Raw genomic sequence first — 20,656 nt, forward strand, 5'->3', positions numbered from 1 at the left:
GACCGGATGATTTCGCACGCCCGCTTTCCCAAGGAGCTTTTCATGAGCAATGACCCCTTTACCATCGACATGTTCGGCAGCTCTGCCCTGTCCGCCGGGCTCGGGCTTGGTGTGACCGCGTTTGGCGGTTTCTCTCCCGATGCTGCCAATGATGACGACCCGGATCCGACTCCGCCTGCATCAGCCCCTGCCCTCCCCGTCATTGCCACCCCTGTTCGGCGAGCAGGCTCTCGGGCAAACTTCTATCTTGACGGCGACCGCGAACTGGGCGCCACCTGGAAGGATCGCGCCCGAGCCAATGTCGCGGCAATCCTTGTCGCCGACAGCATTGCCAAACAGGACCGGCCGGCAACGCCCAAGGAGCAGGCGCAGCTGATCCAGTTCACCGGCTTCGGAGCTAGTGAGCTCGCCAACGGCATGTTCCGTCGGCCGGGCGAGGTCGATTTCCGGCAGGGTTGGGACGATCTCGGCTCCTCACTCGAAACTGCCGTATCCAAAGCGGAGTATTCGTCGCTCGCGCGTTGCACCCAGTATGCGCACTTCACGCCCGAGTTCATCATCCGTGCGATCTGGGCAGGGATCGCGAGGCTCGGCTGGCGCGGCGGCCGTGTCCTGGAACCGGGCATCGGCACGGGCCTGTTCCCGGCCCTGATGCCGGAGATTTATCGCGACGCCGCCTATGTCACCGGCATCGAGCTTGATCCGGTCACGGCTCGCATCGTCGGTCTGCTGCAGCCAAAGGCCCGGATCATCAATGGCGACTTCGCGCGCACTGATCTGGCGCCGATCTACGATCTTGCCATCGGCAATCCGCCCTTCTCCGATCGTATCGTCCGCTCAGACCGTGCCTATCGGGCACTTGGCCTTCGCCTGCACGACTATTTCATTGCAAGGTCGATCGATCTCCTGAAGCCCGGCGCACTGGCCGCCTTCGCCACTTCACACGGCACGATGGACAAAGCAGATACAAAGGCGCGCGAGCATATCGCCAAATCGGCTGACCTGATCGCAGCAATCCGCATGCCAGAGGGGAGCTTTCGCCGCGACGCCGGTACGGATGTCGTAGTCGACATCCTGTTCTTTCGAAAGCGGAAGGCCGGCGAGCCCGAAGGCGATCAGATGTGGCTCGATGTCGACAAGGTCCGACCGGCCACCGACGATGAAGGTGCGATCCGCGTGAACAGGTGGTTCGCCCGGCACCCGGATTTCGTGCTCGGCACCCACGCGTTAACCTCCGGGCCGTTCGGTGAGACCTATACGTGCCGGCCACGCGGTGACGATCTTGAAACCGCCCTCGCCGCCGCCATCGAGCTTTTGCCGGCCTACATCTATGACGGCGAGCCTACGCCCATCGACATCGATCTGGAGGACGAGCTCGCAGAGATCGTTGATCTGCAGCCGAAGGGCGGACTTGTTCGCGAGGGCAGCTTTTTCCTCGACCGCTCTAAGGGTCTGATGCAGATGCTCGACGGAGCGGCCGCGCCGGTCATTGTCCGCAAGGGTCGCTCCGGCCATGGAATCTCGGAAAAGCACGTCCGGATCATCAGCAAACTCATCCCGATCCGCGATGCGGTGCGCGAGATCTTGAAAGCCCAGGAAACCGATCGCCCCTGGCGCGATCTTCAGGTCCGGCTGCGGATCGCCTGGTCGAGCTTCGTGCGTGATTTCGGGCCGGTCAACCACACCACCGTCTCGATCCATGAAGACGCGGAGACCGGCGAGGTCAAGGAGACCCACCGCCAGCCGAATCTCGCACCCTTCCGCGACGATCCGGATTGCTGGTTGGTGGCCTCCATCGAGGATTACGATCTGGAAACCGACACGGCAAAGACCGGTCCGATCTTCTCCGAACGCGTGATTGCGCCGCCGGCGGCCCCGACCATCGCATCGCCGGCAGATGCGCTCGCCGTTGTGCTGAACGAACGCGGCCATGTCGATATAGACCATATTGCCGAGCTGCTCCATAGCGATCCAGCTGATGTGATCGACGAGTTGGGCGGAGCCATCTTCCGCGACCCGGCAGATGGATCGTGGCAGACAGCCGACGGGTATCTTTCCGGCGCCGTTCGCACCAAGCTCGCGGCCGCGCAATCCGCGGCCGAACTCGATCCGACGTATGAGCGCAACGTTCGCGCCTTAACTGACGTCCAGCCGGCCGACCTTCGGCCCTCCGACATCACGGCTCGTCTCGGTGCGCCCTGGATCCCGGCTTCCGATGTGGTGGCCTTCGTCAAAGAAAAGATGCAAGCCGATATCCGGATCCACCATATGCCGGAACTCGGATCGTGGACGGTCGAGGCCCGCCAGCTCGGCTACACAGCGGCTGGCACATCCGAATGGGGAACGAGCCGCCGCCATGCTGGTGATCTCCTTGTCGACGCGCTGAACAGTCGGGTTCCGCAGATTTTCGACGTCTTCAAGGATGCCGATGGCGAGCGCCGGGTGCTCAATGTCGTTGATACGGAGGCGGCGCGCGACAAGCTGCAGAGGATCAAGCAGGCGTTTCAGGACTGGGTCTGGGCCGATCCCGATCGCACCGATCGGCTGGCCCGCGATTATAATGATCGTTTCAACAACATCGCTCCAAGGGCTTTCGATGGTTCTCACCTAAGACTTCCCGGCGCCTCTGGCGCCTTTACTTTATACGCACATCAGAAGCGCGGCATCTGGCGGATCATCGCCGATGGCTCGACCTATCTCGCCCATGCCGTTGGCGCCGGCAAGACGATGACCATGGCCGCCGCCATCATGGAACAGCGCCGGCTCGGCCTGATCGCCAAGGCGATGCTGGTCGTGCCCGGTCATTGCCTGGCGCAGGCTGCCCGCGAATTTCTGGCCCTCTATCCGAATGCCCGCATTCTCGTCGCCGACGAAACGAATTTCACCAAGGACAAGCGGGCGCGGTTCCTGTCGCGCGCTGCGACCGCCACTTGGGATGCGATCATCATCACACATTCGGCCTTTCGCTTCATCGCAGTCCCCTCGGCCTTTGAACAGGAAATGATCACGAAAGAGCTTCAGCTTTACGAGGATCTTCTGACCAAGGTCGACAGCGAGGACCGCGTCTCGCGCAAGCGCCTCGAGCGGCTGAAGGAAGGACTGCAGGAACGGCTCGAAGGCCTTGCCACCCGCAAGGACGATCTGCTGACGATCTCGGAGATCGGTGTCGACCAGATCGTCGTCGATGAGGCGCAGGAATTCCGTAAGCTGTCCTTCGCCACAAACATGTCGACGCTGAAGGGAATCGATCCCAATGGGTCGCAACGCGCTTGGGATCTCTATGTCAAATCCCGCTATATCGAAACGAAGAACCCGGGCCGCGCGCTGGTCCTCGCCTCCGGCACCCCGATCACCAATACGCTTGGCGAGATGTTCTCCATTCAGCGCCTCTTAGGCCATGCCGCTCTCGCCGAGCGCGGGCTGCATGAGTTCGATGCCTGGGCATCCTGCTTCGGCGATACGACGACAGAGCTCGAAATCCAGCCATCTGGCAAATACAAGCCGGTCAGCCGCTTCGCTAGCTTCGTCAACGTCCCCGAACTGATCGCCATGTTCCGCTCCTTCGCCGATGTCGTCATGCCTGACGATCTCCGGCAATATGTGAAGGTGCCCAACATCTCGACCGGGCGCCGACAGATCCTAACGGCCAAGCCGACGGCGTTGTTCAAGACCTATCAGCAAATGCTCGATGGCCGGATCAAGGCGATCGAGAAGCGTGAAGGGCCGGCAAAGCCAGGTGACGACATTCTGCTTTCGGTCATCACCGATGGTCGCCATGCCGCGATCGACCTGCGCTTAGTGATGCCGGCGGCCGAGAACGAGGCAGATAACAAGCTCAATCTCCTCGTGCGCAATGCCCACCGGATATGGACGGAGACCGGCGAGGCCATCTATCGTCGTCCTGACGGCAAGGAGTTTGATCTGCCAGGCGCCGCCCAGATGATCTTCTCGGATCTCGGCACTATTAATGTCGAGAAATCCCGCGGCTTCTCGGCCTATCGCTTCATCCGAGACGAACTGATCCAGCTTGGCGTGCCCGCAGCGCAGATCGCGTTTATGCAGGACTATAAAAAGACGGAGGCCAAGCAGCGGTTGTTTGGCGATGTCAGGGCGGGCAAGGTCCGCTTCCTGATCGGATCGTCGGAAACAATGGGCACCGGCGTTAACGCCCAGCTTCGGCTGAAGGCGCTGCACCATCTCGATGTCCCATGGCTGCCGTCGCAGATCGAACAGCGGGAAGGCCGGATCGTTAGGCAAGGCAATCAGCACGACGAGGTCGATATCTTCGCCTACGCGACCGAAGGCTCGCTCGACGCCTCCATGTGGCAGAACAACGAGCGCAAAGCCCGCTTCATCGCCGCCGCGCTCTCCGGCGACACGTCGATCCGTCGGCTGGAGGACGTTGGCGAAGGGGCCGTGAACCAGTTCGCCATGGCCAAGGCCATCGCGTCTGGCGACGAGCGCTTGATGCAGAAAGCTGGACTCGAGGCCGATATCGCCCGGCTCGAACGCCTGCGCGCCGCCCACGAGGACGACCAATATGCAGTCCGCCGGCAGATGCGCGACGCCGAGCGCGAGATCGAGGTCTCGACCCGGCGGATCGGTGAAATCGGCGAGGACATCGCACGCCTCCGGCCGACTAGCGGCGATGCCTTCACCATGACGGTACTCGGGCAGGTTCACACCGAGCGCAAGGAGGCCGGTCGCGCGCTGATGAAGGAGATCCTCACACTTCTGCAGCTGCAGCGGGAGGGCGAGGTGCGTCTGGCAACGATCGGCGGCTTCGATCTCGTCTATGAAGGGGAGCGTTTTGGCAAGGGCGATGGCTATCGTTTCGAGACGCTGCTCCAGCGCACTGGCGCCGAATATGAGGTCGATCTCTCCATCACCGTCACGCCGCTCGGCGCGATCTCGCGTCTGGAGCATGCTCTTGATGGCTTTGACGAAGAGCAGCGGCAATATCGCCGCCGATTTGACGAGGCCGGGCGCCGGCTGAATTCCTATCAATCTCGCCTCGGCGGTGCCTTCCAGTTCGCAGAGGAACTCGGCGCGAAGAGGACGCAACTTCGCGAGATCGAGGAAGAACTGGCTGCTTCGGCCATTGCTGACGCAGACCAGATCGCCGCATGACAAACGTAATACCAGGCCGGTATTGCGGCTTGGTCCTGCCCCCGCCATCGCCTTCGCCAGATGGCAGGGGCTGATACTTGAAATCCCTCAACCTCGATAATATCTGAGGATCACTTTCCGTCCAGATGATGTCCTGCCGCCGCAGTTGGGGTGGCTTTCGATGTCGTCCGGGATCAGCAAAAGGGCGCTCCCCTCGTGGGTCGAGCGCCCTTTTTGCGTTTCTGTTTCCAGCCAACGTTCTGACGTGCCGTTGTGGCCGCAGCGTGCGTGTGCCGGTTTTGCAAGAGAGAAACGGAAGAGAGGGAGGAGAAAGGAACCGGTCGCCGATCGATCCTCCTGCCGCCGCTGTCGCTCAACCGCAACCTGCGCGATCCCGACCACTCGTCCTTCGCAGGGCTGTAAGCCCCGCTTGTCCTTCGCGGTAGGGATGCTCGGTCGCAGTTGCGTCAGTCCGGCCGCTCGGCGGTCCGGGGGGTGTCTTCGAGAAAAATGAAGACAGGAAGGGCTGGCAAGGCGCCGGTCCGGAATTCTCCTGAAAGGACTCATCCCATGCAGATCATGAAGGTTGACCCACGCGCTCTGAAGGAAAACCCCGACCGGATGCGCCAGTCGAAGTCGTCGCCGCAGGCGGACGCGTTGATGCTGGCGACAATCAAAGCCGTCGGTATCGTTCAGCCACCTGTTGTCGCACCGGAAACGGATGGCGGAAACGGTTATATCATCGACGCCGGCCACCGCCGCGTCCGGCTCGCCATTGCTGCCGGTCTCGAAGAAATCGAGATCCTCGTCGCAGACGCTGCCAACGACAATGGCGCAATGCGCTCGATGGTCGAGAACAGCGTCCGGGAAGCCCTCAACCCGGTCGACCAGTGGCGCGGCATCGAACGGCTCGTGGCCCTCGGCTGGACCGAGGAAGCGATCGCCGTGGCTCTCGCCCTTCCCGTCCGCCAGATCCGCAAGCTACGCCTGCTCGCCAACGTCCTGCCGGCCATGCTCGAACAGATGGCGTTGGGCGATATGCCGTCCGAGCAGCAGTTGCGCGTCATCGCGGCTGCCGGACAGCTCGACCAGAAGGAGGTCTGGAAAGCCCACAAACCTAAAAAGGGTGACACCGCGCCCTGGTGGCAGGTTGCCAATGCGCTGACCAAGAAGCGTATGTATGCCAAGGATGCGAGCTTTGGCGATGATCTGGCTCAAGCCTACGGCATTGAATGGGTCGAGGATCTCTTCGCGCCGGCCGACCAGGATGGCCGCTACACCACGAATGTCGAAGGGTTCCTCGGTGCCCAGCACGAGTGGATGACAAATAATCTGCCGAAGAAGGGCGGGATCGTCGAGGTCAACAGCTGGGGCCAACCTGAACTGCCGAAGAAGGCTTCTCAGATCTACGGCAAGCCGTCCAAGTCCGACCACGCGGCGATGTATCTCGATCGTGATGGCAAGGTGCAGACGGTTCATTACCGGATGCCGGAGGCCGCGAAGCCCAAGGGGATTGCTGGCGACGGACCGGCTACTGGCGGCGATGACACGGATGCAACCACCACGCCGAAGGTTCGGCCCGATGTGACCCAGAAGGGCCATGACATGATCGGCGATTTCCGCACCGATGCCCTGCACGATGCGCTCGGCCGCGCGCCGATCGAGGACGACATGCTGATGGCGCTGATGGTGCTGGCCTTCGCCGGGCAGAATGTCCGCATCGACTCCGGCGCGGATGGGACTTTTTACGGCGGCAAGCGCTTCTCGCGCCATGCGGTCGGACTGTTTGACGAGCATGGCAAGCTCGCCTTCGATCAAGACACCCTGAGGGTCGCGGTTCGCTCCGTGCTGATCGACGTTCTCTCTTGCCGCCGCGGCATGTCGAACAGCGGCATGATCGCGCGCATCGCCGGCGACGCGATCGGCGCTGACGAATTCCTGCCAAACATGGGTTCGGAAGACTTCCTCTTATGCCTGTCGCGCCAGGCGCTGGAAGCATCTTGCGCCGAAGCATCGGTCCAGCCGCGGCAGAAGGTTCGGGAAACCCGCGCCGCACTGGTCGAGCATTTTGCCAACGAGCATTTTGTTCACCCATCGGGCCGCTTCGCGCCGCCGGCCGATGAGCTGCTTGAATGGATAAGGGCGGGTGCCGCCACCAACGTCATCGGCGCTCGCTCACGCAACGAGGAGGATGATGCCGACTGCGTAAATGAGGAGCATGCAGGGCAGGTCGACGAGGATGTCGGCCATGACGATCCGGAGCATGCTGGCGTCGCACCCGAGGAAGAATACGACCAGGACTTCGACCAGAGGGCAGCAGCATGACCGCCGCTGTCCGGTCGAACATGGCTGCACCCACCCCCGATATTTCGGGGGTGGAGTTTGCCACCAGCGCGGACGGTCTAACCGTCGCCCGCATCGGTGACCTGGTCCTCGCCATGGTCACATCGTACAGCGGCTCTGCTTTTCTCGCGAGCGCGGCGTTCGTTCGTCGGCCACTCGCTGAGCTGACGCGCGCCGATTTCATCGGGCACGATGGCCGCGTGGCCGACGAGACCGAGTTTCGGATGCGTGTTGTCGAGACGGCCGGGCACAAGCGTGATCTGGCTGCGCTTAATCGCGTGCAGACCCGCATGTCGGCGAGCACGCCCTGGGGCGGTTCGCAGATGGCGGTCATCTATGCCGAGGGCGTCATCGCCCATAGCACGGCCGGCCACGGTGGTTTTCACCTTTCTGCCGACCGAAATGCCAAAATCCATCCGCTGCTGCGGAAGGGCACACCATGGTACGAGGAAGATTGCGAATGGGCGATCGTGGCCTTCAGCTTTCCAGAGCTGTTCACCGGTTACGAGCGGTCCACTGCCGAGAAGACCATTCGCAATACCTGGCCGGATGCCTGGGGGGCGATCCACCGCTGTAAGCTGGCCGAGGGCGAAAGCTGGTTCAAGGATCGCAGGGCGTTCGATCAAGGTCATGCCGCGGACCACATTGTCATATCTGCAATCTTCTCCAATCAGCACCCCGGCATGACCGAGGTCGTGGCGGTTATCGGCGGGAACCGGCGAGCAGGCAACGACGAGCGTCGCTTCCTGATCCCGAGCGACGAATATGCCAGGCGCAGCCGGTTTGGCTTTGTCATCGATCACAACCGTCATGCTGAGTATCATGGGCCGTCATCCTTCATCGGCTGGCGAGGTCGTGAGGATGGGGCATGATTGACGTCCTCGCTCCAAAACCGCTGAAGCAGGCGATCGGCGCCCGGCATGAAATCCAACGGCATCTCGATTGTCTGAACCGGCAGATTGCAGCCCGCGCCGGACGGCAGGCGATCACGGTGAAGGTCCGGAGCCGGGCGCGTCGCCGATCCGGACCCCGGGTCTATTATCAGGAGCTTGCCGACCGCTTAGCCTTCGAGCGGTGGGGCGAACTCGATACGCTCACCCGCAGGTTGGTCATGCATGAGCAGATCATCGACGCGCTTGAGCATTGCACTGATGCGCCTGTTTCGCCGGTTGCAAGATAGGCGGACCTGAGGCTGGGTAGAATGCTGGATGGCCTCCAAACATCATGCGACCCCGGTGACCGCCGAGGTGGCGGGCTTGGCCATGTCCCCTTCCAGCTTTCATCTGACGTCGGACCCGTGCCGATCTGCCCTTCTTGTTCGCTGCGGTCTGAACCGGCGGCCGGTCGTTTCAAGGCCGCTATCGCGCCGCGGAGCGGCCGATCCAGCCTCTCTGCGCGAGGGCAGGCCCGCGGTCTGCTCAGGTTAAAACCTGCTGGCCCGCAAACCTGCCCTGCTGGCTCAGCCGGATCGGACCTGTGAAGCCGCCCATCCCTTGCCGGTTCCGGTCGTCCGCATCGAAGGGCAGACCGGCACGGGCCGGAACCGCTTCGGCAGTTACGGAAGGAACAGACATGGCCAAGCCCGCCACCCCCAATCGCTCCACCACCCGATCGGCGCAATCGCGCCGCGGCACCACCCTCGAAATGGTCCGCCTCTCCTGCCCCGACGCCATTCAGGCGCACAAAATCGCTGAAAGCTTCGGCACGGCTATCGTCGACAGCGATGGCATCCGCAGCCTGCATGAGCGGCTGATCGTCGAGACCGCCGAAAGCCTTTCCGAAGGACTGGGCGAGAAAGCGATGCAAATTCACCTCCAGCGCATCGTCGGAGCGTTCGTCGGATCCGCGCATGGCGCCGGACAGTTTTACTCCCGCGCCGTTACGGAGGCGCGTGACGCTACCGCCAAGGCATCGAATGATCTCCGCGACGAGGATCTCGACGGTCCGGTCGGCTATGACAGCGCCGCCCAGCGCAAGCGGGAGTTTGCGGCCGACATGGGTGTCCAGTCCCACGCATTGCGCATGGCAGCCGAGGGTGCGGTGACCGCCTACGAACAGGTCGTCGGGGAGACCTGGAAGCCATTCGACCGGCCGGTCGAGAACCAGGGCGCATCGCTCGACCGCAAGGCGGCCGAAGCACAGATGGCGGCTCTAGGATAAGTACCATCGGCGGGGCAACCCCGCCCTTCCCACTTGATAAGAGGCCGGCGCTCATGAGCGTCGGCGTTTACCCATGTCGAATGGGAAAGCTGGAGACATGCCCGTCGCGGCCCGTCCCGTTCGGCGGTCCTGCAGGAGCCGGGCGCCCATGCAACGGCTTTGCCGTCCTCCACGCTGTTGCGGCCGTTCCGGTGCATGGGCGCACCATCGGCTCCTAACTTTGGACCTCCGTGACGGACGGCGACAGGCGCGGTCTGCAGAAACGAAGAAGGAAGTTATGGTTAGGAAAACGGAAACCGATCGCGTCGACATCTATACGCGGATTACCGAGCGGATCGTCGAGGATCTCGGACAGGGCGTCCGCCCTTGGATGAAGCCGTGGAGCGCCGCCAACACCGATGGTCGGATTACCCGACCGGTGCGCCACAATGGGCTGCCCTATTCGGGGATGAACGTCCTGCTCCTATGGTCGGAGCAGATGTCGCGGGGTTTCTCCTCCTCGATGTGGATGACATTCAAACAGGCTCTTGAACTGGGCGGAGCCGTGCGAAAGGGCGAAACGGGCTCGACGGTGGTCTTCGCCAGCCGGTTCACCAAATCGGTGGCCGACGGCAGCGGCAACGATGTGGATCGGGAAATCCCGTTCCTGAAGGCCTATTCGGTGTTCAATATCGAGCAGATCGATGGTTTGCCTGACACCTATTATGCCCCGCCAGCCAACGTGCGGGATCCGGTCGAGCGCATCGAGAGCGCCGATCGCTTCTTCAAAGCGACGGGCGCAGTCATCCGGCATGGCGGTAACCAGGCCTACTACTCGCCGGTCATGGACTATATCCAGATGCCGCCCTTCGAGGCGTTTCGCGATGCGGCCGGGTACGCGGCTGTCCTGAGCCATGAGGCCACGCATTGGACGGCGGCGGAACATCGCGTTGGCCGTGACCTGTCGCGATACGCAAAGGACAGGACGGAGCGCGCACGTGAAGAGCTCATCGCGGAGCTAGGCAGTTGCTTCCTTTGCGCCGATCTCGGCATCGCGCCGGAGCTTGAGCCACGGCCCGATCACGCGTCCTACTTGCAGTCCTGGCTATCGGTTCTCGTAAACGACAAGCGGGCGATCTTCCAGGCGGCGGCTCACGCTCAGCGTGCGGTGAGTTTTCTGCATTCCCTGCAGCCGGAAGCGACTGTCAAGGCTGCGGCCTGAAGGTCAGGCGCGGTCGTCACCACCGGTGGCGGCCGGCTCATCCATATCGCGCTGATCCTGAAGACCTTGTGCGATGTCAGCATCCAGCCTTCCCCAGATCGACGGTTTAGTGGTGTCAGGCTTCAGTATGCGGGATGGCTTGCGTTCGATGATGAAAGGTTTGGTCTGCTGACGCATTGGTCCTCCAGGCTGCGAGTCGCGAGCGCGACGCTATCGCACCGGGCATGGCAGGCAAGCCGGACGACGTTCGCACGGGACCAGTTCCCCAATTGAAGCAGGCTCCGACGACGGGACAGGCGGGGCATGAGCCAGGTTGCCATTCTTCCCACGGCGAAATGCGGTGAGCGCCATTGCCACATCCCTTCACGACAGAGTCTCCGGCAACCCATCTGCGGGCTCGATGAGGCATGTCTGACCGGAGACCGGCTGCGCCTCGATCGTCTTCCCGCAACGGCAAGGCACAGATTTCTTACCCCGGCGACCTGCGGTCCCCTCCTCGCCCACTAACAAATCTGCGACTTGCCGCCCTACATTGCATTGCGGCCTTATCAGGTGCGGTCCGATCGCCACCGGTCTTTGCGACTGCCATCGAGGCCGCGATGGGCGCGGCCCGATACACAAGAAAAGGACTACAGCAATGGCAACCATCGGCACCTTCACTTCCGAAAAGAACGGCTTCACCGGCTCCATCCGCACGCTCGCCCTGAACGTCAAAGCCCGCATTGCCCGGGTGGAAAATCCCTCCGACAAGGGCCCGCAGTTCCGCGTCTATGCCGGAAGCGTTGAGCTCGGCGCCGCCTGGCAGAAGACCTCCGAGCAGGGCCGTGACTACCTCTCGGTCAAGCTCGACGATCCGAGCTTCCCTGCCCCGATCTACGCAACGCTCGCCGAGGTCGAAGGCGAGGAAGGCCTCCAGCTCATCTGGTCCCGCCCGAACCGGGACTGATTGTAATCACGAGGCTCCGCCACCGGCGGAGCCTTCTCTCCTGCCAAGAGATCAAAGCCGGATCTGGCATCGAGCCAGGCCCGGCTTTTTTGGTAGCATACGGTGAGGGGGGAAACTGCTCAGAATGCATCATTGTCCCAAGCGGCGACACCGGCCTCAAGGATGAGCGGTTCCCCCAATTTGCTCCACCTGCCCTCACGGTCAGTTTCCGCAAATCGGCTCCCCCGCTCCCCGGCTCTGCCGGTCGCTGGCGCGATCCTTGACCCCGCCATCCCCTTCTCGGACCCGCCGGTCATCTTTCACAAGCGTCAAGGAGACGAAGATGACCTACGAACTCGAAATCCAGATCGAAGAACTGCGGGCCGAGCTGCGCAATGCTGTCGATGGCGCCGAGCGCCGCCAGATCGAGGCCGAACTCGAAATCGCCCAGGCGGAGTTGATCGTCTCAGCTGCCGAGCTGGACGGCCTTGCTGAAGCTGAGCCACCTTTCTGAGGTGGTTTCCCGCGCTTGTCGCCTTCGGATCAGAGCCGCTGCAATTTTCCTGTCGATCCCATTTCATCGACATTGGGAATGATGCGGATCGTGCGTCCCGCCGCAACCTGCTGACGGCATAATTTTCCCCGCCTTTGGCTCCTCGCGCTTCAAAATTCAGCCGTCCTCAGGTCCTCCGCTGCGCTCCGGCCGTGCCCGGTGCGGCACTCCTTCCCGATCCGCATTTCATCCCCGCGACGAAACGCGATCGACAGGAGAAATCACATGCAACAGCTCGCTAAGTTCCTCAAAGCTACCGGCCGCCGGCTCCGTATCCTCGCCAAGGTGATCTGTCACTTCTTCCGCAAGGGCAAGCTCGGTATGAAGATCGCGATCAAGATCCCGTTCTTCGTCGAAGTCGAGGTCAATTTCGAGACCGACTGGAACCGACGGCGGTAACCGCCGTATTGGCCCGGCTCGCCGGGCCAGTTTTCCTACCTCAGCACCATGGCTCTCGTCGGCCGCTCCATGTCCTGGCGAGGCCTTCCGACACGAGAATATCGCCCAGACTGCGGCCGTCTCTGATCAGGACGCGAAGCTTGCGGCCATACCGGTCGACATCTCGGCCGGGCCACGCTTTGATCTCGAAGGGACCCTCGTTGATCAGCTCAAGCATCCTGTCCGTGGCGCGGTTACCAAGTGCCAGCTCCGACGAGCACTTCGGTTCGCCCACCTCCGGCGTGTCGATATCGGCGATGCGGATCTTCTGGCCGTCCAACCAGATTGTGTCTCCGTCGACGACGCATGCCTTGTGCGAGCCTCGGGAGCACATTTGAAAATGCTCGTTGACCGTTGATCCGCTTTCGCTCGCATAGGCCTTTTCGCTTATCGCAGTTTGCACAGCTGGACACACAGCGATCATCGTGACTAGGATCTGTTTGATGATGCCGCGCGTTTGCCGATAATCAACGTCACCCAATCTGCTGTTCATGCCTGTTCCCTAGAATTCTGGTGCCATCTATCAGATATCGGCGCATGATTGCCGAACGACAGCTGCGTAGCCGCGACGCTTCTTCTGTCGGAGGAGTTCGAGGAACAGGGTTACGGCTTCTCGTTCGGTTTCGAAATGGTGGCTCATCGTCTGGCCCGCCGTTCCGATACGTCCCCAACGCCGCATCAGGCAAGCCTCTCCGAACAGATTGGGCTGGATGGACATAGCGTAGAAGCGGGCCATGTTTTTCGTGACGTCGGTCCTCTCGACATAGAGGTGGTAGGGCTGGGTGATCATGTCGACATGATCGTGTTTTCAGGACTCGCCGTCCAACGAGAGTTTTGAATCGCTCGGACGCAATCGATTCATTTCCGTGATGTGGAGGCGCTAGCGAGTTTGGGCGGTCCGCCTTCGGCGTACGGCTCTATTCGCCGAAGCGAACGAAGCCCGCGCGCAGTCTTCGCCCATCTGGGTCACGATCCTCCCGCAATACAGCTATCGGAATCGTAGCGGTCGTCTCACGATCGGGACCGATGACGTGCTGATTGGTGGACGGTCTTTACCAATGATCCTGAGAACAGCCAGGCCATGATGGAAGTCGAGAAACTCTCGCGCCACCGCATCATCTGCGAAATGCGTTGAGATCTGAGCATCGGCGGATGCCGAGAGGATGCCCGGTGGGACTTCTCCATCCCATCCTTTCAGCTTCCGAAACTCCTTCACAATCACACCAAAGGGCGGATGTGCGTGACTGAGCTGTGCTTCGGTGTATCCGACAAGGTTCCCTGTAATGTCGCACGCGATCAAGCCGTCCGGCCCCGCGAAATGGTCAAACTGCCTCTGCTTCATAGCCAGCAAGTCACGTGACACCGCATTGTGGCATGCCACCGAGAACTCCTCCGCATCGCTCTTTGGACGGCCTGCAACTGCCTGCACATAACTGAAGTCTGTGGGAGTATTGTCGACTCGAATGACCCAGAACCCGGGGCTCGACCATCCATCCCCCCTATTCAGGCGCCGCTCAAATCGCTCGATGCCGGCTCCGATCTTCGACGGGCCATCGGAAACGAGCAAATCGAAGCGCTCAAGCAAGGCAGAGAGATCGCTGTGGTCCTGATAGTCTGATATGTGGTCCCCATCGTTATAGCGTGCCAGCATTTCCCGGAAATGCTGTTCTGCAGCCTTTTTGCTCTTGAAAACCTGCCCGTTGGTGAGCTCAACCGGTTTTGCCATCTATTCCTCCCCCAACACTGCCCTACTCAACACTTTTTCGCGGATTTCGCGGACCACGATGGATGGAAGACCGAGGGCATCCAGCCGGTCGCGTCGATCTACGACCCATTGAATGCAGGCTGCCTCATCCAGCTGATCCAATGCGACAATCTCATACAGCGCCACCGCGCCTATGCGGGACATGCCCAGTTCCATTAAGGAGCGAAGGGTGACGGTGCTGACGCCAAATTCCAGTGCAACGCCGATATCGAGGTCTTGGTCTATAAGGTCATCCCGACCTATGGCCCTCAAGTGTTGGTTCAGAACGTCGACATAGGCCGAAAAATAGCGAGGCGCCAGAAAGCGGGCCGTGCCTTCGATCATCTCAAGCGTGCTGCGGATGACACTGGCTGTGTCGACCTCGCCGTCGCGCCGTTGGAGATACTCCAGACGCCTGCGGATAATCGTCGGCAAGGAGAAGCCCTTGAGCCACTGCAGCACCGTTAGGGAATGAAGCGGGATCAAGGTCTTCGGCACGAAAACGGTCAAGACATTCTCGTTGATCCGTTCCATCATGTTTGAGAAACGCTGATACGCGTCGTCGCTCTCCGAAGGCGCAGCCAAGAGATCTTCCGGCGACCCCTCATAGGCCCGAAAATAGGTCAAAAGGCTTTGCAGCCCGATCAGGCTGACTCCTGGATTTCTAGCACCAACATCAGCAGCGAGGTCGAGGCCATCGGTTGCTTTGGCGAGTACCTGCTCGAGCCGTTGCAAATTCGCGGGAGACTGCCGCTTGGCCCATGGCGCGGCCGTCAGAGACTGGTCGCGGATATAAGCTGTCGTAAGATAGGCGCTCACCTGCTCAAAAGCCCGGACCTGATCAGGATCGATGTCCACGCCCAGTGGGCGCCGTTCAATATAGGCAGTCAATTCGTCGAGTTTCGAAAGCGCAGTGTCGGTTTCCCTCCGGATCGGATACCGGGTACGTTGGGGAACACCGGAAGGCCATGCCTTTTCGTCCGACGCGTCGATGCAGATGATATTGCCCTGAAATTCATCGCCCCATCTGCCCGCTCGGCCGGCAAGATTCCAGAAATCCTGCGGCTCCATCGGCGTCTTCTTTCCCTTGCGGGGTCCGCGAACCACAATCGTCCTGCAAGAGAGGTTGACGCCCTCAATGAGCGTGGACGTACAGACAAGGAATTTCAGCTTTCCGGTCTTGAACAGGCGCTCGACTTCCAGGCGGATCAGCGAGGGCATGTTTCCGTAATGGAACGCGACCCCAGCCTCTACCAACGGCCCGAGGCTATAGCTTCTATGCACACATTTCCGGGCCAAGTCGGAAAGGTCGGCCAGTTCCTGGTCGATCTCCTTTGCTTTTGGCAGCAGCTGACTGATGAGCTCGGCGACATGTTCGGCCTCCGCCGCTCCATTGGTGTAAACCAGGGTGCCGCCCCGCTCACCGATCGCGGCTGCGATGAAGGCAAGCCTCTTCGACAATGAACCCGGCTTGCTCGCGAGTGTCAGCGTTCCGAGAGGCAGATATTCCTCATTGTGACGGAACTTCAGCGCCCATTTGAGAGGCTTTGCCGGGACTTGATGCGCAACCACGATGTTTTGCAAGACTGTCGCTACATCACTGTCGATCGGTATGGTCGGCGTCGTCTCGGGCGCGTCGTCGAGGAGGACTTCAGGATTCTGCGTTGCCGGGCTTACAAACGTCACACGCATACTTGGGCTTGATCGGAGAAGCCGCTCGATAGCGTCCTGAAGGATGACACCGCGCTGCGGATCACCAATCTTGTGTGCCTCATCCACGACGACGAGATCGATGTCGACACGCTCGTGCAAAAGGTTGGCCAGAAGGTGTAATCGCTCTTGAGTGAAGACAAACACACATCGCTTGCCGGATTTCTCCGCAGCGGCATATTTCTGTGCGGAGGGAAGCGACGAGATCTCGATGTCGAGCCCGGACTGCGCGGCAACCTCCGCCAGCGACGCCTCGATCTCCGAGACGAGTGCGCGTGTTGGTGCGAGATAGACTGCACGCTGAATTTTCTCTGTCGCGATGCAATCGACAAGCCACTTCAATACGAGGAAGGTCTTGCCGGACGCGGTGGGAGCAGAAGCGGAAAGCCAGGCCCGCTCCTGACCAGCAGCGCGCCAAAATTCGAGCTGAAACTCGTTGACCGGCAAGCGCTCCCCTGTCGCTTCCAGGAGGATGGAATTCTCGAGTTGCTTACGCTGGTCCTCGATCCGAAGCGCGACGCCCAGCCGCGCTTCCATATCGGGCTTCAATCGCCCACGCTTCTCGGCGAGAGCCACCGAGCGGCGATTTGAAAGCTTGTCGAATAGCACCGCGGCTGCATCGCGGACCGGGTCTGACGTCGGTAGCAGCATTGCGCCGGTGGCGATCCGCAGACTTGCCTCGCGATGCAGGCGCTTCCTTGAACGTGCAAGGATGCTCGCACCAAAGAGTAACCGAGGCCAATCAAACTGAACCTCCGCCAACGCGGGCTCTCTCGTCACGTTGTCTAGTTCCAGAAGTGTGGTGACCAGGCCGAGCTGCTGCAACTCGGCCCGCAATGATGTGTCGTAAAGCCAATCCTGGAGTTCTATCTCAGACATCAACGGCCCATCGCGTCGAGGAACGCTTCTCTGAATTTGTCGACGGATGGAAGCGGCAGGCAGAGGAAGTGGATATCAAAATGCTGCAGCTTCTCCTCGGTCAGCCTTCGACCGACCGATGCGGACCATCCCTCAAGTCCCTTCTTCGCGGCAGCTACCATATCGTCCAACACACCCTGTCCCTCATCACCAGGGTAGAACTCGGCATCGAAGCCGACCAACGCTACGCCGCAATACTCCACCCTGTTCGACATGGGCGAGCTCGTGTCGAAGAAGCGGCGGAAGGCTGCTGACAATTCCGGATCGCCAAGATCTGCCTTGTCGCTCAAAAGCACTAGATCTCGCTCCCGTGATGAATCGAGATGATCCTCTTCGATTAGAAATGGTGCCAGCGAGCTGAGGCAGTCCCGGATCGCATCAGTCGGATCCTTGTAAACTTTGGACTCGCCCCAGAAAAGTTTCAGCTTACCGTCGTCGGAGACCGATGCGTAGACGCCGTCTGCACCGTGATAGTGCATACGACTGTCGGTCTTAAGGTCCATTTTACAAAGAACATGTGGGATGCCCAAGAAGCGCTCCGCTAGAAGAAATAGAAGCATTTCTCCGCCCTCGCCAGTCTTGGCGAGATCGGTGAACACAGCTCTTGCTTTTTCATGGAGAGCTGCGACGGCAGATGTGGACCGGAATTTTGCATCCCGCTGCCTGGCCTCTTCGATGCGAGTCCGGGGAATGGCATAGTCTGCAGCAGCGTGGCGCATGAATTCCGTCAACCGCTTTATTTTGACCTTGCCGTTTCCGTCGGTCGTGAGGCAATGGCAGTATACCGTAACCTTGTGCCCATCGATCACGATGTCGCGCTCGACCAAGTGTAAGTGCACACCCAACTCGTCCGGATCACCCGACAAAATCGCGTCGAGCTCTGCACTGGTGATTTCTGCCATGTCCCCGCAGCCCTAGAGAATCAATTGCAATTATATTGCGAATCAATCTGTAGAGCTGCAAGCGGAGAGCGTTGTAAGTCCAGGTTATTCCTGCGAAGGTTCTTTCTCAAAGCTTGGCGTTTTCTTTGGTTCGTTGAACCGATTTTGCTGAACGCAAGATTTCATGTCCTGGCGCCGAAACCAGATGGCGCGCCCGCACCTGAGTGGCGGGTTGCCAGCCGTGAAGACGATCTGCTCGTCCGCCCTCATCCGCAGCACTTCATGCGGCTGGACGAGCGGCCGGGCGGCCAACTGCTTTGACCGGGTCCGCGACGATCCGCGCGACTGGAAGCTTCGGCTGACCTGATCGATTTCGACCGTCGTCATGCCGCAGTGACGCGAAATGTAGTCAGCGGTTTCCGGATCGTTGATAGCGGCAAAACTGATCCAGCTTGCGCTCTCGAACCACTTGCTGGACGCGTCGCGCCCACCATAGGTTTCGCGCAGCTGGCCGATCGACTGATAGATCATCGTCAGCGTGATGCCGTACTTGCGGCCGGCGTCACGCGCTGTCTCCAAAATCCGCATATAGCCGAGCCTTGCGACCTCATCGAGGAGGAAGAGGGCGCGCCCTTCCATTGCGCCATCCCGATTGTAGATCGCGTTCAGAAATGAGCCGATCACGACGCGCGCCAACCCACTATGGGTCTCCAGCGTCTTCAGGTCGATGTTGATGAACACGTCGGTCCTACCCGATGCGATATCCTCGGTCCGGAAGGTCGAACCCGAGACCAGAGCCGCATAGTTCTGGTATGACAGCCAGTGCGTCTCCTTGATGGCATTGGCATAGACGCCGGAGAAAGTTTCAGGCGTCATGTTGACGAATGCGGCGACGTTCTCTTTCACGAAGTCCGATCCCGAATTGTCGTAGATATCCTGCAGACGCTGTCGCAGTTTCGGCTCGGGTTCGGACAGGTTTTCGCGGACCTGGCGGAGCGTCTGCTTTTCCTTTGGCGTATGTCCAGAAAGGCAGACATCGGCGATGATCGCCGTCAGGAGCTGAAGTCCGGAAGCGCGGAAGAAGTCATCGCGGACGCCACTCGCGCGACCGCTGTCGCTCATGATCCATGAGGCGACCGAAGCGATATCCTCCTCCTTCGTACCGCCATACTGGCCGACCCAGTCGAGTGCGTTGAAGCCCGTCGCGGGTTTGCGCGGATCGAGAATCCTGACCCGCCGTCCCGCGCCTTCACGATGTTTCGATACCATGGGCGCGACCTCGTTGGAGGGGTCGAGCACGATGAGCGATCCGCCCCACTTTAACGCCGTCGGGATCGTCACCGAGGTCGTTTTGTAGCCGCCCGATCCCGCAAAGACGATGCCATGCGAGGAACCGAACGATCCGTCGAAGCAGAGCAACGGGGACTTGCCGCCGGCGCCCCAGGTCTCGCTGCTATCAGCACGAAATGAAACGGCGGCGACGGTGTCGCGGTCGACACGATACCGCTCGCCGATCACGATACCGCCCGCGTCCGGGAACAGCTTCTGCGCTTCGGCAAGTTTCATCCAATCGGCCTCGCCGTGCAGGGCACGCTTGCCGATGATCCGTTTCGGCGTTGCCCGGGCAAAGGCGGCGTTGCCGACCATCGCCACACGCAATGCGAAGCAGCCGGACATTAACGCAGCCGCCGCGCCAATCATGGTCGAAGGATCGAGATAGGAAAGCGCGGATTTTCCCGCCGGCACCTGGGGCGATAGTTCTGCAAGCCGGATGCCTTCTCGCAACAGTGCCGTCAGGATGACGGCTGCGTTTCCGATTGCAGCACCGGCGCCTGCAGAGCGAATGCTTGCCGACCTGGCCGTTGCAAACAGAAACGTTAGGCCCAGAGCTGCGGCCGTCACGAATGGCGCCGCGACACCTGCCCGTCCCAAGGTGAGCTTTGCCGCCTCGGTCTTTCCGAACCCGGAAAGCCACGTCTCCATCCCTGTCATCGCGAACAAGGTGGCTACCATCATGACCGAGGGCAGAATGACGAGAATGATCCTATTCACCTTCATTGCCGAACGCCTCCGCCCCGATCGCTGTCAGTCGGGATCGCTCGCTATCGTTGGACTTCAGCCGGTTTCGCAGGTCGATCAAAGCGCCGAGCAGAAGCGCTCGCTTCTCAAAGCGAAGGCCGGCTTTAACGATCAGGCCGCCAAGCTCAATCTTGTCACGCGTGTCTTTCTTCCTGGCATCGGACGATATGGTCTTACTCATGCGCTCAAGCCTCAGGAGTGCCGCCCGAAGCCGCGCCAGACGCGAGCGCTTCGGACTGCCCGCTGCCCGTGCTGCTTTCCCCTGCCCCTTTCCGTCCGCTCGTGCCGGGCTTGCCTCCGCGAAAGCGTTTCGCCAGTTCCTCGAACGCCACCTGCAACTCCGTCTCTTCGATCTCGATCTCGCCAAGACCTGCCCGCAGTGCGACGCGACCGATGCGCTCGGCTTCTCTCGTCTCTGCGTGCTTGAGCTGTTCCTGAAGCTTGGCGATTTCTTCGCGGATCTTGGAGGATGGTTTCTTCATCTCTGGATTGTCCCTGTTGCCTGCATGTTGTGGTTCACGCAGCCAGAGTCGTTCAGATCGGCGTGCCGATCTACTAACAGAAATGCGAGTAGGCGGAGCCTACGCTTTTGAGC

At 60.8% G+C, this 20,656-nt stretch carries 18 protein-coding genes; 9 read left to right on the forward strand and 9 right to left on the reverse strand.

Translation table 11 applies throughout. From position 1 onward, the window contains the following. Positions 1-42: 42 nt before the first annotated feature. From L0976_RS24015 to L0976_RS24040, 6 genes are all read left to right on the forward strand, one after another. Positions 43-5,130 carry a DEAD/DEAH box helicase family protein gene (locus tag L0976_RS24015; protein ID WP_234189492.1) on the forward strand — a complete coding sequence of 1,696 codons (5,088 nt, stop codon included), beginning with the start codon at positions 43-45 and terminating at the stop codon, positions 5,128-5,130. Between the two features lie 549 nt (positions 5,131-5,679). After that, positions 5,680-7,434, forward strand: coding sequence for a ParB N-terminal domain-containing protein (locus tag L0976_RS24020; RefSeq protein WP_234189493.1), 1,755 nt, complete (start codon positions 5,680-5,682; stop codon positions 7,432-7,434). After that, positions 7,431-8,324, forward strand: a complete 894-nt coding sequence (locus L0976_RS24025) for a hypothetical protein (RefSeq protein WP_234189494.1) — start codon at positions 7,431-7,433, stop codon at positions 8,322-8,324. The genes L0976_RS24020 and L0976_RS24025 overlap by 4 nt, the downstream gene beginning before the upstream one ends. Further along, a complete protein-coding gene (locus L0976_RS24030) occupies positions 8,321-8,632 on the forward strand; it encodes a hypothetical protein (RefSeq protein WP_234189495.1) in 312 nt (103 codons plus the stop codon). Before L0976_RS24025 ends, L0976_RS24030 begins: the two co-directional genes overlap by 4 nt. A 392-nt stretch (positions 8,633-9,024) precedes the next feature. After that, positions 9,025-9,612, forward strand: coding sequence for a hypothetical protein (locus L0976_RS24035; RefSeq protein WP_234189496.1), 588 nt, complete (start codon positions 9,025-9,027; stop codon positions 9,610-9,612). A gap of 277 nt (positions 9,613-9,889) precedes the next feature. Further along, positions 9,890-10,813, forward strand: coding sequence for an ArdC family protein (locus tag L0976_RS24040; protein ID WP_234189497.1), 924 nt, complete (start codon positions 9,890-9,892; stop codon positions 10,811-10,813). A 3-nt stretch (positions 10,814-10,816) separates the two neighbouring features. On the opposite strand, the gene L0976_RS24045 is transcribed toward L0976_RS24040, so the two are convergent. Then, positions 10,817-10,990 carry a hypothetical protein gene (locus tag L0976_RS24045; protein WP_234189498.1) on the reverse strand — a complete coding sequence of 58 codons (174 nt, stop codon included), beginning with the start codon at positions 10,988-10,990 and terminating at the stop codon, positions 10,817-10,819. Between the two features lie 460 nt (positions 10,991-11,450). Here L0976_RS24045 and L0976_RS24050 point away from each other — a divergent pair, with 460 nt between their 5' ends. From L0976_RS24050 to L0976_RS24060, 3 genes are all read left to right on the forward strand, one after another. After that, complete coding sequence (locus L0976_RS24050; protein WP_056320183.1) at positions 11,451-11,759, forward strand: DUF736 domain-containing protein; 309 nt, start codon at positions 11,451-11,453, stop codon at positions 11,757-11,759. A 322-nt stretch (positions 11,760-12,081) separates the two neighbouring features. Then, positions 12,082-12,252 carry a hypothetical protein gene (locus L0976_RS24055; RefSeq protein ID WP_234189500.1) on the forward strand — a complete coding sequence of 57 codons (171 nt, stop codon included), beginning with the start codon at positions 12,082-12,084 and terminating at the stop codon, positions 12,250-12,252. 264 nt (positions 12,253-12,516) lie between these two features. Beyond that, the gene (locus L0976_RS24060) at positions 12,517-12,690 is read left to right on the forward strand and encodes a hypothetical protein (RefSeq protein WP_234189502.1); all 174 of its coding nucleotides are present in this window, start codon (positions 12,517-12,519) and stop codon (positions 12,688-12,690) included. A 40-nt stretch (positions 12,691-12,730) separates the two neighbouring features. Here L0976_RS24060 and L0976_RS24065 read toward each other — a convergent pair whose 3' ends face one another. The 8 genes from L0976_RS24065 to traC form a co-directional block, all read right to left on the reverse strand. Then, a complete protein-coding gene (locus L0976_RS24065; RefSeq protein ID WP_234189503.1) occupies positions 12,731-13,222 on the reverse strand; it encodes a thermonuclease family protein in 492 nt (163 codons plus the stop codon). Positions 13,223-13,252: 30 nt separating this feature from the next. Beyond that, entirely contained in the window at positions 13,253-13,519 is a 267-nt protein-coding gene (locus L0976_RS24070; RefSeq protein WP_234189505.1) for a WGR domain-containing protein, read from the reverse strand. A gap of 198 nt (positions 13,520-13,717) precedes the next feature. Further along, positions 13,718-14,455 carry a DCL family protein gene (locus L0976_RS24075; RefSeq protein WP_234189506.1) on the reverse strand — a complete coding sequence of 246 codons (738 nt, stop codon included), beginning with the start codon at positions 14,453-14,455 and terminating at the stop codon, positions 13,718-13,720. Next, entirely contained in the window at positions 14,456-17,062 is a 2,607-nt protein-coding gene (locus L0976_RS24080) for a DEAD/DEAH box helicase (RefSeq protein ID WP_234189508.1), read from the reverse strand. Next, a complete protein-coding gene (locus tag L0976_RS24085) occupies positions 17,062-18,003 on the reverse strand; it encodes a DUF1837 domain-containing protein (RefSeq protein WP_234189510.1) in 942 nt (313 codons plus the stop codon). Before L0976_RS24085 ends, L0976_RS24080 begins: the two co-directional genes overlap by 1 nt. A gap of 84 nt (positions 18,004-18,087) precedes the next feature. After that, positions 18,088-20,040 (reverse strand): Ti-type conjugative transfer system protein TraG, encoded by a 1,953-nt coding sequence (gene traG, locus L0976_RS24090; RefSeq protein ID WP_234189511.1) that lies wholly within the window; start codon positions 20,038-20,040, stop codon positions 18,088-18,090. Then, the gene (traD, locus tag L0976_RS24095; RefSeq protein ID WP_234189512.1) at positions 20,027-20,242 is read right to left on the reverse strand and encodes a type IV conjugative transfer system coupling protein TraD; all 216 of its coding nucleotides are present in this window, start codon (positions 20,240-20,242) and stop codon (positions 20,027-20,029) included. The genes traG and traD overlap by 14 nt, the downstream gene beginning before the upstream one ends. A 4-nt stretch (positions 20,243-20,246) precedes the next feature. Then, on the reverse strand, positions 20,247-20,543 hold the full coding sequence (gene traC, locus L0976_RS24100; RefSeq protein ID WP_234189513.1) for a conjugal transfer protein TraC: 297 nt from the start codon (positions 20,541-20,543) through the stop codon (positions 20,247-20,249). Positions 20,544-20,656: the final 113 nt, after the last annotated feature.

Origin of the sequence: Shinella sp. NM-101 (assembly GCF_021401195.1) — a bacterium.
Lineage (GTDB): Bacteria > Pseudomonadota > Alphaproteobacteria > Rhizobiales > Rhizobiaceae > Shinella.